The following is a 13,819-nucleotide window of genomic DNA, read 5'->3' as shown; positions in this document are numbered from 1 at the left end:
TTACTACTTTCCAAGATATCACCCCGTTTTTGTTACTACTTTTTCTTAAGCTTATAAACTAATGCAAGTATCTCTGCTACTGCTTGATACATTTCAACTGGAACTTCCTGATCTATTTCTAGCTCCTTATACATAAGTCGTGCAAGTGGCTTATTTTCAATAATAGGTACATCATTTTCCTTTGCAAGTTCCTTAATCTTTAGAGCAACACTATCTGCACCCTTTGCTACAACCATTGGAGCATTTTGTCCTTCTTCATACCTAAGCGCTACTGAAATATGTGTTGGGTTTGTTACAACAACAGTTGCCTTAGGAACCTCCTGCATCATTCTTCTCATAGCCATTTCTCTTTGCTTCTGCTTTATCTTACCTTTAATTTGAGGATCCCCTTCGCTTTGTTTATATTCTTCCTTTATTTCCTGCTTGGTCATTCTCAAATCCTTGTTAAATTGATATCTTTGATAAATATAATCAGCTAATGCTATTACCACCATTACGATGGTTATTTTAAAAAATATACTTACTGTAAGTTTTCCAACAGCTGCTATTACTCCTGCAGCATTTAAATCTCCTAGTGTAAGTATATAGGTATAATTATCTTTAATAAACTTGTACCCTATAAAACCAACTATGGATACTATTGCTGAATCTTTTACAAGCTGCACTAAGGACCTCATAGAAAACATTCTTTTCAATCCACTTATAGGATTAAGCTTTTTTAAATCTGGCTTTAATGGTTCTCCAGTGATAAGTGCACCAGTCTGCAAAAAGTTTGCAAGTACTCCCATAAGCATTATTGGAACCACTATCGGCAAGAAGATTACTGCCAGTCTCCATATAACTATAACTGAAATCTTCTGCACACTATCATAATCTAATGCCATAGTCAAATAATTATTTAAAAATGTGATCATTGTAGTTTTTAGTTCGTTTCCAACAAATCCCCCTAAAGATGCTAGAACAATAGTCGATGATAATAGTGTTAGTGCTAAGGCTACATCCTTACTTTTAGGTATCTGACCTTTTTTCCTTGCATCACTCTTCTTTTTAGGAGTAGCTTCTTCAGTTTTATCGTCAGAGGCAAATATTACAAGTAAAGGTATAGTTTTGTAAAAACCTTTTATAGCATCTGGTATGCCATAGAAAGAATTTTCTATAACTCTTAAAAATATAGGAAGTGCAAAAGAGAAGGCTGCAAGTCCTACAAGTATTTTTATGGGAAGACTAAGTATCATTAAGTTTAAATTAGGAACTGTTCTTCCAATAAGTCCCAAAGTTAAATCTGTTATAAAAATTATCAATACGATAGGTATTGCTATTTTCAACCCTATGCCAAAGTATTCAATAAAAACTCTTATAATTACATTTATTGAATCTTGGGATAAAAAAAAGTTTCCAAGTTTTATTACACTAAAGCTTTCCATCAATGCCTTTATCAGCATATGATGTCCATCTACAATAAAAAACACTACCATACTAAACCAATATAATAATCGTTCCATTAAAGTAGTATTACTGCTTGAATTTGGATCAAACATTGTCATCATTGAAAATCCCATTTGAAAATCCATAAGATTTCCAGCTACTCTCACTGACATAAAACATAAATTTACTATAAATCCTAAGGTAAGCCCTGCCACTGCTTCATTCATACAGTTGATTATAAAAGACATATTATTATTTATGGTATTAATACCTGAATAATCTATTCCAGGTACTAATATATAAGCCATAACTAAAGTTAAACCGGTTTTAACGGTGTTTGGAGTCCCGTTTGGGAAAAATACGGGAACTACTAGAAAAAAACAAAACATTCTAATTGTAATTAAAATTAATGCTGTAAAGTATAAAGTGTCAATCAATATTTATCACCCCACATTAACAATAGATTTTTGACAATAGACAATTACAACAAACTCCTTTTGTTATATAAAAAAGCATCCTAAATTGTCAATTGTCAATTTCTCAATCGTCAACCTGGATTTTACTGCGTAATGTGCGCTATATAAGTAAATATCCTTTCAGTAAAGCTTACAAGCTGGTGGAGCATCCAGGTCCCTGTTAAGAGCCCAATAACGGCTGCTGCTATAAGCTTTGGCACGAAGGTTAATGTCTGCTCCTGTATTTGTGTTGTAGCCTGAAACACACTGATGATTAATCCTACTACTAGGGATACCCCTAGTAGTGGCGCTGATACTAGGATTCCAGTCTGAAGTGCATCTCTTATAATTCCTATAACTAAATTTTCGCTCATTTAACTCACCTCATCATGTGAAACTCATAATTAAAGACTTCACTAACAAATACCAACCATCTACCATTACAAACAACAATAACTTAAAGGGCAGAGATATCATTACCGGTGGTAGCATCATCATACCCATTGACATAAGCACGCTTCCTACCACTAGATCTATTATCATAAATGGAATATATATTAAGAATCCTATTTGAAAGGATGTTTTTAACTCACTTATCATATATGCTGGCACTACTACATGTAATGGAGCATTATCCTTAGTTGCCTTATAGTCTAGCTTTGCAACATTTATAAATAAGTCAAAATCCTTTTTTCTTGTCTGCTTAAGCATAAAATCCCTTAGTGGCTTTGCCCCTTGTTCAATTGCCTGATCCTGAGTTATCCTATTCTCCATAAAAGGCTGTATAGCATTAGTATTCACCTGACTATAAACTGGCTGCATAATAAATATAGTTAAAAACAAGGCTAGTCCAATTAAAACCTGATTTGGTGGTGACTGCTGTGTTCCTAGTGCAGTCCTTAAGAAACCAAAAACTACTATAATTCTTACAAAGCTTGTCATCATCATAATAAAAGAAGGTAACAACGTTAAAATTGTAAGCATTACTAGTAGCTTTAAGTTTCCTACATATTGCTGTGGAGTGTTTGCATTATCTACGGAAATGTTAATCTTAGGTATAGGCAAAGTCTCTGGTGCCGCATGAACCTTAGTAGTAACAAATATTATAGATACAAACATTAAAGCTAACGCAGTTACAATAATTTTGCTATTTTTTTTATCCATCTCTACCTTCCTTTTTTAATCTTTAGTTTTTCATATACAGTGGTTAAATTAGTTTTATCACAAAAATTTTTAAATCCTGATTTTTCATAAAAATCTTTCAAACTCTCATACTGTGGAATAACTCTTGCTGACTCTATTTTTGAGATTTCTTCCTTCTCTAATTCAGAAACTATTTCAAGCTTACCAGTAACAGAAGACATAACATATCCTTTTTCACCTATCTTGACTACTAAAAGAGCATTCTCCTTTGAAATAGCAGCTCTCTCAAGAATTTTTATATATCTTCCATTTTGAATGTCTTGAAGTTTGTTTCCACCGTACTTTATAGATATATATATGAGCAGAAGTATAAAAGGTAAAAATATTATTATTTTAAAAAGCATCCATAAAAATTGTAAATCCATTTAATACCTCCATTCATATTTTAGAATTTTACTGCACTAAAATATCATTTATATAAACGTTATTTAATTGTCCTTTTTCAAGTAGTGGATTTATTCTTTGAATAATTTCAATTTTAATAGTCTCTACTCCTTTAGGAGTTATATCAGCTGCCTTCTTAGTTCTTATAACGCTTATTATAGCATCTCTTAGTATTGGTTTTTTCTCTTCTAATTCTGTAGCTAATTTTTTTTCATCATATCCTAGAAAGATTTTTACCTTTAAATATCTTTTGCCATCTTCATCTGCTAGGTTTATTAAAAACTCATCAAGGCCAAAAGTCTTGGCTGAAATTACTGGCTGCACAAAAGATACCTGCTGCCCAGTTGCCCCTGCTTGCTGCTGACCCTGCTGTATTACAACCTGTTGAGTCGTATGTGCCGCAGTTTTAGCTGTTGATCCTTTGTCTTTTAAAAACATAGTATAGCCAAAATATCCACCTGCACCAACTACAAGAATAGTAACAACTGCTATTATAATTATTTTTAACTTGCCGCCGCCTTTTTTCTCCTTTTTATTCTCCATGCCACTAATCTCCTTTTCATATACCATACTTTAAACTAGTTCTAAGCTGCATTCCATATAAAATATGAAGCATATTACCATAAGGTTAATTTAACGTTCCTTTAAAATCTATTAACAAGTCTTATAATTGCTGTTCTGTAGAATTATTATAACTAATTCTCTACTGCCTTCATAGGTGCAATTTACTGGTCATCATAACACAAATAATCTTTCAAGTTAATTACATACAATAAAATTTCTACATTGTTTCAGCAGAAGAAATTTACACTTATATATCCCATTATTAGTAGACTTTATTGCCATGATGCACTGATTTTTGAGAGTAATTGCACACCTCAAACCCATAACAATAATATCTTATGGGCCAGCATAAATCTTTCGCTTATACTCTATTACTTTTTTAACTATTTCATCATTGGATTCTTTCACAAGATATTTTTTACCATTAGTAAGTGTAATCACGCTTTCAGGAATTTCTTCTACCTTCTCAATATGATCTGCATTAAGAATATACTCTTTACTATCTAATCCAACAAGTTTAATCATAATTATCTCCTATTTTCACTTATTATTTTTTAGACTCTGACTTAGTTATAGGCATCCATAGAAGCAACTTAAACTGTTAATAACACTGAAAGAAGCCTTCTATGAATACCAGTAATAATTAAAATTTAATCAGCTGAATACTATCTCTTCAAGTTAACAAGATCCTGAAGTATTTCGTCCCCAGTACTTATTATCTTTCCATTCGCTTGGAAAGCTCTACTAGCTATTATCATGTCTGTAAACTGTTCAGCTAGATCTACATTTGACATTTCAAGCATTCCTTGAAGCATATCACCATACCCCTTGCTGTTGTCAACATCGGTCTCTGCGCCTATTCCACTTCTTAACACTGGCTCCCCTGAGTTTGCTGAGTTTTGATATAGGTTTTTTCCTAATTTTTTAAGACCAGCATCATTTTTAAAGGATGCCATAGCTACTTGACCTAAAGCAGCAACAGAGCCATCAGCTAACACAGCCTTTAGTAATCCATCCTTTTCTATAGAGAAAGATTGAACTCTATTTCCTTCTATAGAATCAGGTATAACAAGTGGAACTAATCCAGTCTGATCAGCAATTAATTCATCACTGTTATTAGCATCCTGGAAAGCTACACTACCCTGAACATTTGGGTCACTGGAATAGGTTATCGCTGCGTTACCAACGGTGTATCCTAAAACTCTATAACCATCAGAAGTTAATAAATTTCCTTGACTGTCTAATGTAAAAGAACCATCTCTAGTAAAAGATGTGCTTAGCACTGCACCCCTTACTAAGGTATGTTCCGTTTCATCTACCTCTAATCTAGTTGTAGCCGAATCTGTGTCTAATTTACCTTTAGCTACAATAAAATACCCTGATCCGTCTATAGCCGCGTCTAAACTTCTACTTGTAGGCTGCATATTTCCTACAGCTGTATTGGTATCAATTCCTGCTATTTGAACTCCTAAACCAACCTGTCTGCCGTTAACACCACCAGTATTCTGTCCTGGTCCTAAAGCTTCAGAAACATTTTGGCTTACCATATCCTGAAATCTTATTCTTTGAGATTTAAATGCTGTTGTACTTGAGTTTGCGATATTATTTCCAACTACATCAAGCTTTTTTTGATTGGCCTTTAATCCACTAATTCCTGAAAACATTGATGGTAACATTATTTTTACCTCCGATTTTTGTTTTTTAATTTATATATTTTATCTAGCTTTGTTTCATTCGTTCCACAAAGCACAGCCCCCTGATTTAGTTAAGAATTAAGAGTTTTATTTTTTTGTTTTTTCGCAGAAAAAACTTCACTAACGCTCAATTCTAAATTCTAAACTCTTAACTCCACAAGTCCTGCTGTTTATAACATAATAACACTATCTATATTAGTAAAAACATTTCCCTTACTATTGTCCTTGTCTAGTGCAGTAATTATAGTTCTATTTTTTATTGAAGTTACAAGCGCTGTATCTTTATATAGAATTACAGATTGCTGACAACCCTTTTCCTCTGCTTTGTTTATTCCTTCATTTATATTTTTCATATCAGCTTCATTAAAGCTTATATTCCTTTGTCTAAGTCTTTCTGCTGCATGATTTGAGATAACAAAGCTTTCTTGCTTATTAATTTTTTTCCCTAAAACATCCTTAAAAGAATTTTCTATGTTTTTAGTTTCTGTATTTGTGGTCTTATGATAGGACTTAAAATCTTCAATTAGATGAAGTTTGCCATTAATAACTCTATATCCCATGCAATCACTTCTTTCTAGGATTAACTTTCTGTTATCCTTATAACTTCATCGAATGAGAATTCTTTAGTTTGGCCTTCACCTATTTGAACATTTACTTTTATCCCTTCAGTATATCGTAATATTCCCTTTAATACACCAGTGTAATTTTTATCATTGCTGTCTTTTTCATCTATTTCTACAGTTTTTCCTATTATAGCTGCAGCATTTAATAAATTATTAGAATTACTTGCAGAATTTAGTGCACTAGAGGTCTCTTTAATTTGAGTTACATCATTAAGACTGAACTCTTCATACTTATCTACTATGTTTCCATTTGCATCTTTTTCTTTTCCAACTGCAACATTAATTTTTATTTCATCGCCACTTTTAACTACATTTTTTACTTGTCCACTGTATAAGTTTCCACTTTGGTCATATTTTCTAAGAGTTACTTCTTTTCCTATAAGTGAATTTGCTCCTGTTAGCCTAATACTACTATTTAGATTTGCCATCTGTTCAAGGCCTGCAAACTGTGCCATTTGAGCAACAAATTCGGTACCATCCTTTGCATTTTGAGGATCTTGATTAGAAAGCTCTGCTGATAATATTTTTAGGAAGGCATTCTTATCCATATCCTCTCCAGTCTTTACTATTCTAGTACCTCGGCTTGTCTTAGTTGCGTTAGCTTGATTAATCTTCTCTAACAAACTCTGAGTATCTGTACTGCTTACTGTTGTTGCCAAATTTCTCACCTCCAACTTCTATTTATTAAGTCTAACTTTCAATTCTCGACTATCTACTTTCAACTTACTGGGAAATCTAAGCCAAAATATTTACATTGCTATCTGCTTCAATCTGATTATCTATTACAATATCCTCTTCACCTATTGCTCCTATAGCCTGCGCTTTCTTTCCGTTTTGCTCTCTTCCACTTCTGTTTTGATCAGAACCATCCTTAAAGAAAGTAGTATCTTCATTGTAAAGGCTTAGGGAAATATCTTGAATCTTTATATCAGTATTTTGAAGTTTGCTTGTTATATCTGCTAAATTTGAGTTAAGCAAATTATATGCCTCCTTATTAGCAGCATTAATACTTGCTTTCATTGCACCTGATTCCATAGTTATTTTTATAACTACTTCACCTAGTTCTTTTGGATTTATCTTTACAATTAAGTCCTTCATATCATTTGTCTGCATATATTTTAGAGCTTTTATCATATCAGTGCCAATGGTATTTTTATTTATAACTATTTTTTGTAGGTCGCTAACAGCATTATTGTCTACTTTCATATTATTGAATTGAGACATAAAATTTGTCACTCTTGATATTTTATCGTTATTATCTGATAACAGATTTTTCAAAAATCCGTCCTCTCCTTTTGAGTCACTGCTGTTTAGCAGGGAAGAGTTATCAGAAGCATCTCCATCACTAACTGCTTTTATCAATATTTCTGCACTTTTACCATTGAAATTTGTAGCCATTGATGTAAGGTTGCTTGTAACTTCTTTATTTGTTTTTAATTCCTTTAATGCAGCACTTAATTCTGACTGTACCTTTGAAAGTATATCATCACTTATTAGAGACTTTATATCAGTATTATTAGAAGCATTTGCCTTATCTGATGACTGAATCTCAGAATCTTTTCCATTTATAGCTGCAAATAATCCATCAATAAGTTTATTCTTAAATGCTGTCTCATCAGTTATATTGGCATATTTGCTAGGATCAGCATCTATGATAGCCTTTATTCTATCCTTTATATTTGATAAATCAAGGCTAAAAGAATTCCCATTCATAAGTGATAAAAGAATAGTTAAAAGCTTGTCTGGCTCTACCTTATCTTTTAAATCTTCTAATGAATTTATTTCATCTACTTCTTCATTAGACATTCCAGACTCTTTTAATGCATCCTTTACTTCCTTTGGTACTGGCTTTGTACTATCACCTTCCCTTACATTATTGTTTTTTACAGCATAATTTTCTTTGTAGTTATTATCATATCTTGAAGTTTTTTGTGATACTTGTGCCAATTCCTTAGCATCATTTTTAACGCCATTTGAGTAGGTAGCTTTTGCGAATAAGCTATCAAAAGAATTGTTACTGCTTGTGGATTTAACATTAGTTTTTGTTATATTATTCATTGAATTGTTAAAATTTAGGATATCTATTTTCATTAATTTCACCTCCTTTCAAGATTATCTATAAACTATTTTGTTGTCTAATAAAAGCATACAATGCAAATTCATCATTCATTTTTTGTTCTATTAACTCCTGCTCTTTAATAAATTCTGCCTTTTGTTTTTCTTTTAAAGATTCAACGGTTTTTCTATCAATTTGCTTTAGTTTAAGATCTTCTCTCTTTTCCTCTAAAACTCTTTCTTTAATTTTTAACTCTTTTGAAGTTTCAGCTATGTTGTAGTTTATTGCATTTAAATAGACATGTTTAATTTTGCGCTCTATAACTGATTCTTCCCCTGACATTTCTCTATATTTTGTATAATTCTCCTTAAGATTATTGAGCTTTTCTTCTACTTTTAACCTTTCACTTTGAGCCTCTTTAAAATTCCTTTTACTTTCTTCTTCTTTATCGGCTCTAATATCCAAAAGCTTTTGCAGCCTAAACTGATAGTACTCCATAATCTTTCCCCCCAATTTTTAAATAAATATACTCTGAAGTTTTTTAACACTTTCCCCAAAACCTGAATGTTCCTTCATTCCTTGCTTTAAATAAGCTGTTATTTCATCGTTGTATTGTATTGAAAGATCTATCTTTTTATTACTGCCTTTCACATAGGCTCCTATATTTATCAAGTCCTCTGAATTTTTATAGGTAGCCATGAGATCTCTTGCAAAGGATGCAGCTTGTTTATGATTGTCATCTGCTATCTCAGACATAAGTCTGCTTATACTACTCAGCACATCTATTGCAGGATAATGATTTTTAGCTGCCAATCCACGGGATAAAACAATATGTCCATCTAGTATACCTCTAACCGCATCAGCAATTGGTTCATTAAAATCATCACCATCAACCAAAACTGTGTAAAAAGCTGTAATAGAACCTGTACTTGACATACCAGCACGTTCCATAAGTCTAGGTAACTTTGCAAAAACAGATGGAGTGTACCCTTTTGTAGCTGGCGGTTCCCCAATCGCTAGTCCTATTTCTCTTTGTGCCATAGCAAATCTAGTAACAGAATCCATCATTAATATTACTTTTTTGCCTTTGTCTCTAAAATATTCTGCAATAGCTGTAGCTGTAAAAGCTCCTTTAAGTCTTACCAATGCAGGCTTATCTGAGGTTGCACAGACAATTATAGATTTCTTAAGACCTTCTTCACCTAGATCTTTTTCAAGAAAATCTCTAACCTCTCTACCTCTTTCTCCTATAAGAGCTATTACATTTACATCAGCTTCTGCGTATCTCGCAATCATTCCTAGGGTTGTACTCTTCCCAACCCCACTACCTGCAAAAATACCAATTCTTTGTCCTTCTCCGCAGGTTATAAATCCATCAATTGCACGAACTCCTGTAGGTATAACATCTGTAATTCTTCTTCTCTTCATTGGATCTGGAGGTTCCGTATCAAGTGGATATAAGGTCCCCCCAAGGAGTTCTTCTCCATCTAGAGGGTTTCCAAGACCATCAAGTACCTTTCCAAATAAATCTTCTGAACATTTAACACTTAAAGGCTTACCTTCCGGTACTACTCTACAGCCTGGAGCAATACCTATAAGTTCTCCAAGAGGCATAAGTATAACATTGTCTTCTCTAAACCCTACTACTTCACAAGTAATCGGATGATTTTTTTCATTGTATATTGTACATACTTCGCCAACGAAGGACTTAATTCCTTCAACTTCTACGGTAAGACCTATAACTTTTTTTACTATTCCCTCGGAATAAGTGAAGGTGGTTTCACTTATTTTTTTGTTTAATAAGTTGAAATTTAGGTTTATCATTAATTACACCTCTAGATTTAGTTAAAAGTTAAGAATTATGAGTTGAAAGTTAAGGCAGTTTTTCCTCCTTATGTCGGAAAAACAATTTATTTTAGAACGCCTTCACCTGCGGTGAACATCGCATATTTAAATTTAAAGATTTTTCGACCAAAGGGAGAAAAATCCTCTCTAACTCTTCACTCTTAATTCTAAACTTTAAACATTTACTCTACACTATTAAAAATCTCCCGAACCTTTTCCAGGGCAATATTAGCTCCCACTTGAATTTTACCATTTTCTCTCTCTATGACTGCACTTCCTTCTTCCATAGATTCATCTGGTATTATAAATATATCGCCTCTAAATGGAAGTTGTTCTTTCCAAAGCTCAATCTTACCTTTAAATTCTTCACAGTGTACTGGGTTACTTTTAATTATAAAAGTGTTGGTATTCTTTACTTTTGATAATGCCTCAAAGATTATATTGTTTAATCCATCTTTTTCTTTAACTTCTTTTTTTAAGATACTCTCTACGCAATTTATTATTAAATCTTTTATCTCATTTTCTTTTTCTTTAAGGTATCTTTCTTTTTCCTCTACGGCACTTCTTAAGACACTGTCTGCATTATTTCTTATAATTTGTCCCTCTTGAAGTGCTTTATCTAGATTAATTTTATACCCTTCTTCATAGGCCTTATTAAATCCATCATTATACCCATTTTGATTACCTTCTTGATAAGCTCTTTCATAAGCTTCCTTGGAAAGCCTTTCTGCCTCTGAATAAGCTGAGGATAGAATTTGTTCCCTTTGCTTTCTAGCATCTTCAATCATAGTTTTTGCTAAATTTTCATAGCTGTCTATAAAACTCTTTGCATTTATTTCTTTTTGTAGTTCCTTTTGCTTATCTTCTTTAATTTGTTCAAACTCAGTTACTATTTGCTTATTACCCTCTTTTACTACGCTGGAATTTTTGATAATATTATACGATGATTGCATCTTCTCCACCTCTTGAAATTACGATTTCTCCAGCTTCGTCTAATCTTCTTATTACGCTTACAATTCTCTGCTGAGACTTTTCCACATCCATAAGTCTTACTGGTCCTAGGAATTCTATATCTTCCTTTAATGCTGCAGCAGCTCTCTTCGATTGGTTTCTGAAAATAGAATTTGCAACTTCTTCTGAACATCCTTTAAGTGCAAGTGCAAGTTCCTTAGTTTCAACTTCTCTAAGAACTCTCTGTATAGAAACATCATCAAGAGTAATAATGTCCTCAAATACAAACATAGACTCTTTTACTTTTTCTGCTAATTCTGCGTCTTCCTTCTCTAGTCCTTCTGTAATATTCTTTTCTGTAGTTCTATCTACCTGGTTTAGAATTTCGACAATAGTTGACACTCCACCAATTACCTTCATATCAGATTTAACTACTGAAGATAACTTATCATCAAGAACCTTTTCAATTTCCTTTACCACCATAGGTGATGTGTTACTCATAGTTGCTATTCTGTAAGCTACTTCTGATTGAGTATCTTCAGGAAGTGAGGATAATATCTGTCCTGCTTTGTCTGGTTGAAGATAACATAATATTAGTGCGATGGTCTGAGGATGCTCATTGTTAATAATATTTAAAAGCTGTTGAGCATCCGCCTTTCTAGCTATAGCAAAAGGTCTAAACTGCTGTGTAGCCTCTGTAACCTTATCTAATATTTCCATAGCTCTTTGATTGCCTAAGGCTTTTGCTAGAAGGTTTTTGGCATAATCAATTCCACCTTCTGTTAAATAGTCTTTAGCCTTATTCATCTCCATAAATTCCTGTAATATTTCTTGTTTTTGATCGGATTTTACTGCTGAAATATTGGCTATTTCATAAGTTATTTTTTGTATCTCTGACTCTGGCAGTTTTTTTATTATACCTGCAGAAGCTTCTGGGCCAAGCGTTATAAACAATATAGCTGCTTTTTGTACTCCTGTTAGTTTTACATTCTCCTTAGCCAACTTTCATCACCTCTCATCCTCTGCTAACCAAGATTTAACAATATCTGCAACCTGCTCAGGTTTATCCTTAGCATATTTCTTTATCTCATTTTCAAAATGAGTTCTTTCATTTTCCTCATCAAGCTCTATTGGCTTAAATTTAGGACGTTGTTTTCCATCTTGACCCTCAGTATCATCGCCTATAATAACATCAATACCTTGTGACTCAAGTTGTGCTCCTAACAATTGATCTTCTTCTACATTTTTCTTTCTTCTCCATAAGAACAATGCTATTGCTAATCCTAAAAGTGCTGCAGCTCCAATTCCAATCATAGTATACATTTTAGTTTTCGCTGCTTGCTCTGCTGCCTTTTCCATTGCATCTAGGTCTTTTTTAGCATTATCTTTTATTGTAGTATCAAAAGGTACACCTTCTACACTTATAGTATCTCCTCTTTTATCATCATAGCCTATAGCTGATACTGCAAGATTTCTTATGGAAGCTTTAGTCGCATCATCCACATTTCCATCTAAAGCTATTGAAGCAGTTAATCTTTTAACTGCACCTGGAGCCTTTATAGTCTTTTGTTCCACCTTTGACACATTATAATTTTTAGTTGTTTCTTCATGTGTAGTTGTTTCACCGTTAGCATTTGTAGCTGCAGAATTTGTCATATTATTGTCTACTGGACTACTAGAAGTATTCCCTTGTCCTGTTGAAGTGTCCTTTACACCATGTTCACTTACTACAACTGATTTCGGATCATAAGTTACTGAATCCTGTTGTACTGCATCAAAATCCAAATCTGCATTTAGCTTAACCTTAACTTTGTCTTTACCATAAATCGCTTCCAGCATACTTAGTAATCTTTTTTCCATATCTTCTTCATAATTTTCTTTTAACTGTTGTTGTTTTTCTGCTGGAGTTGTTGAATCTGCTAAATCTTTATTATCATTATATACATCCTTTGAAAGCAAGGTCATTTTATCATCTATAACTTGTACATTTTCTTTTGGTATATTTTTAACACTTCCTGTTATTAAAGCAATAACAGACTTTACTTGGTCTGAACTCAACTTTGTTCCAGCTTTTAATTTCAAAGTTACAGAAGCATTCCCAGGCTCTGTATCTTTAACGAAAGCTGTATCCTCTGGAAGTACAAGGTGTACTCTAGCATTCTCTACCTCTGGAAAGCTCTTTATAGTTCTCTCCAATTCTCCCTGAAGTGCTCTTTGATAATTTATTTTCATTTCCTGATCTGTGGAGCCAAGTTTACTTTTATCTAAAAGTTCAAATCCTTGACTTCCATTAGTCATTGATACTTCAGAAAGCATCTTCATTCGAAGCTGATCTACCTGTTCTTTTGGTACTAATATTGAATTACCACTGACCTTAGCATCTACTTTATCAGCCTGCAATTGTTTATAAACTGCCGCTGAGTCAGTAGGGTCCATATTAGAGAAAAGAACTTCATATTTAGTTGAACCTACAGATACTCCCAAAAACACTAGAGCCGCTATTATTCCTATAAAAAATACACCAAAAGCTATCTTTTTGTTTTTGCCAAAGCCATTCCACTTTTCTTTTAAACTTTTAAAACTTTCTGATAGCTTACCCATATAATCTAAGCACTCCTC

General features: G+C 33.1%; 15 protein-coding genes. All 15 read right to left on the bottom strand.

The features are described 5' to 3' along the window. Positions 1–35: 35 nt before the first annotated feature. The 15 genes from CLMAG_RS05780 to fliF all read right to left on the bottom strand — a co-directional run bounded on the left by CLMAG_RS05780 (position 36) and on the right by fliF (position 13,801). On the bottom strand, positions 36–1,862 hold the full coding sequence (locus tag CLMAG_RS05780; RefSeq protein WP_066619211.1) for a fused FliR family export protein/FlhB family type III secretion system protein: 1,827 nt from the start codon (positions 1,860–1,862) through the stop codon (positions 36–38). A gap of 122 nt (positions 1,863–1,984) precedes the next feature. Then, positions 1,985–2,254: a flagellar biosynthesis protein FliQ gene (gene fliQ, locus CLMAG_RS05775; RefSeq protein ID WP_066619191.1), complete on the bottom strand. Its 270-nt coding sequence runs from the start codon at positions 2,252–2,254 to the stop codon at positions 1,985–1,987. Positions 2,255–2,267: 13 nt separating this feature from the next. Continuing rightward, complete coding sequence (gene fliP, locus CLMAG_RS05770) at positions 2,268–2,999, bottom strand: flagellar type III secretion system pore protein FliP (RefSeq protein WP_423231064.1); 732 nt, start codon at positions 2,997–2,999, stop codon at positions 2,268–2,270. A 47-nt stretch (positions 3,000–3,046) separates the two neighbouring features. After that, on the bottom strand, positions 3,047–3,448 hold the full coding sequence (locus tag CLMAG_RS05765) for a flagellar biosynthetic protein FliO (protein ID WP_066619187.1): 402 nt from the start codon (positions 3,446–3,448) through the stop codon (positions 3,047–3,049). Between the two features lie 28 nt (positions 3,449–3,476). Continuing rightward, complete coding sequence (locus tag CLMAG_RS05760; RefSeq protein WP_066619185.1) at positions 3,477–4,010, bottom strand: flagellar basal body-associated FliL family protein; 534 nt, start codon at positions 4,008–4,010, stop codon at positions 3,477–3,479. A gap of 357 nt (positions 4,011–4,367) precedes the next feature. Next, positions 4,368–4,556, bottom strand: a complete 189-nt coding sequence (locus CLMAG_RS05755) for a flagellar FlbD family protein (protein WP_066619182.1) — start codon at positions 4,554–4,556, stop codon at positions 4,368–4,370. A 140-nt stretch (positions 4,557–4,696) separates the two neighbouring features. Further along, complete coding sequence (locus CLMAG_RS05750) at positions 4,697–5,707, bottom strand: flagellar hook-basal body complex protein (protein ID WP_066619178.1); 1,011 nt, start codon at positions 5,705–5,707, stop codon at positions 4,697–4,699. 188 nt (positions 5,708–5,895) lie between these two features. Next, positions 5,896–6,285 (bottom strand): TIGR02530 family flagellar biosynthesis protein, encoded by a 390-nt coding sequence (locus CLMAG_RS05745; protein WP_066619175.1) that lies wholly within the window; start codon positions 6,283–6,285, stop codon positions 5,896–5,898. Between the two features lie 20 nt (positions 6,286–6,305). Beyond that, a complete protein-coding gene (locus CLMAG_RS05740) occupies positions 6,306–7,007 on the bottom strand; it encodes a flagellar hook assembly protein FlgD (protein WP_066619172.1) in 702 nt (233 codons plus the stop codon). Between the two features lie 76 nt (positions 7,008–7,083). Continuing rightward, positions 7,084–8,439, bottom strand: a complete 1,356-nt coding sequence (locus CLMAG_RS05735; protein ID WP_066619169.1) for a flagellar hook-length control protein FliK — start codon at positions 8,437–8,439, stop codon at positions 7,084–7,086. Positions 8,440–8,464: 25 nt separating this feature from the next. After that, entirely contained in the window at positions 8,465–8,902 is a 438-nt protein-coding gene (gene fliJ / locus CLMAG_RS05730) for a flagellar export protein FliJ (RefSeq protein WP_066619162.1), read from the bottom strand. Positions 8,903–8,920: 18 nt separating this feature from the next. Further along, a complete protein-coding gene (gene fliI / locus CLMAG_RS05725) occupies positions 8,921–10,228 on the bottom strand; it encodes a flagellar protein export ATPase FliI (RefSeq protein WP_066619159.1) in 1,308 nt (435 codons plus the stop codon). 203 nt (positions 10,229–10,431) lie between these two features. Continuing rightward, positions 10,432–11,202, bottom strand: a complete 771-nt coding sequence (locus tag CLMAG_RS05720; RefSeq protein WP_066619156.1) for a FliH/SctL family protein — start codon at positions 11,200–11,202, stop codon at positions 10,432–10,434. Continuing rightward, a complete protein-coding gene (gene fliG, locus CLMAG_RS05715; protein ID WP_066619152.1) occupies positions 11,186–12,202 on the bottom strand; it encodes a flagellar motor switch protein FliG in 1,017 nt (338 codons plus the stop codon). Before fliG ends, CLMAG_RS05720 begins: the two co-directional genes overlap by 17 nt. A gap of 6 nt (positions 12,203–12,208) precedes the next feature. After that, positions 12,209–13,801, bottom strand: coding sequence for a flagellar basal-body MS-ring/collar protein FliF (fliF, locus tag CLMAG_RS05710; protein ID WP_066619150.1), 1,593 nt, complete (start codon positions 13,799–13,801; stop codon positions 12,209–12,211). Between the last annotated feature and the right edge of the window lie 18 nt (positions 13,802–13,819).

The sequence above is a fragment of the Clostridium magnum DSM 2767 genome (assembly GCF_001623875.1).
Classification (GTDB): Bacteria; Bacillota; Clostridia; order Clostridiales; family Clostridiaceae; genus Clostridium_AM; species Clostridium_AM magnum.
Note: the sequence above shows the minus strand (reverse complement) of the source record. Positions and strands in the feature narration are given on the sequence as shown.

Coding starts and splice junctions, on each gene's coding strand:
- CLMAG_RS05760 (WP_066619185.1), bottom strand. CDS start 4,010: ATGGAGAATAAAAAGGAGAAAAAAGGCGGCGGCAAGTTAAAAATAATT.
- fliJ (WP_066619162.1), bottom strand. CDS start 8,902: ATGGAGTACTATCAGTTTAGGCTGCAAAAGCTTTTGGATATTAGAGCC.
- CLMAG_RS05735 (WP_066619169.1), bottom strand. CDS start 8,439: ATGAAAATAGATATCCTAAATTTTAACAATTCAATGAATAATATAACA.
- fliF (WP_066619150.1), bottom strand. CDS start 13,801: ATGGGTAAGCTATCAGAAAGTTTTAAAAGTTTAAAAGAAAAGTGGAAT.
- CLMAG_RS05755 (WP_066619182.1), bottom strand. CDS start 4,556: ATGATTAAACTTGTTGGATTAGATAGTAAAGAGTATATTCTTAATGCA.
- fliQ (WP_066619191.1), bottom strand. CDS start 2,254: ATGAGCGAAAATTTAGTTATAGGAATTATAAGAGATGCACTTCAGACT.
- CLMAG_RS05750 (WP_066619178.1), bottom strand. CDS start 5,707: ATGTTACCATCAATGTTTTCAGGAATTAGTGGATTAAAGGCCAATCAA.
- fliI (WP_066619159.1), bottom strand. CDS start 10,228: ATGATAAACCTAAATTTCAACTTATTAAACAAAAAAATAAGTGAAACC.
- CLMAG_RS05745 (WP_066619175.1), bottom strand. CDS start 6,285: ATGGGATATAGAGTTATTAATGGCAAACTTCATCTAATTGAAGATTTT.
- CLMAG_RS05765 (WP_066619187.1), bottom strand. CDS start 3,448: ATGGATTTACAATTTTTATGGATGCTTTTTAAAATAATAATATTTTTA.
- CLMAG_RS05720 (WP_066619156.1), bottom strand. CDS start 11,202: ATGCAATCATCGTATAATATTATCAAAAATTCCAGCGTAGTAAAAGAG.
- fliP (WP_423231064.1), bottom strand. CDS start 2,999: ATGTTTGTATCTATAATATTTGTTACTACTAAGGTTCATGCGGCACCA.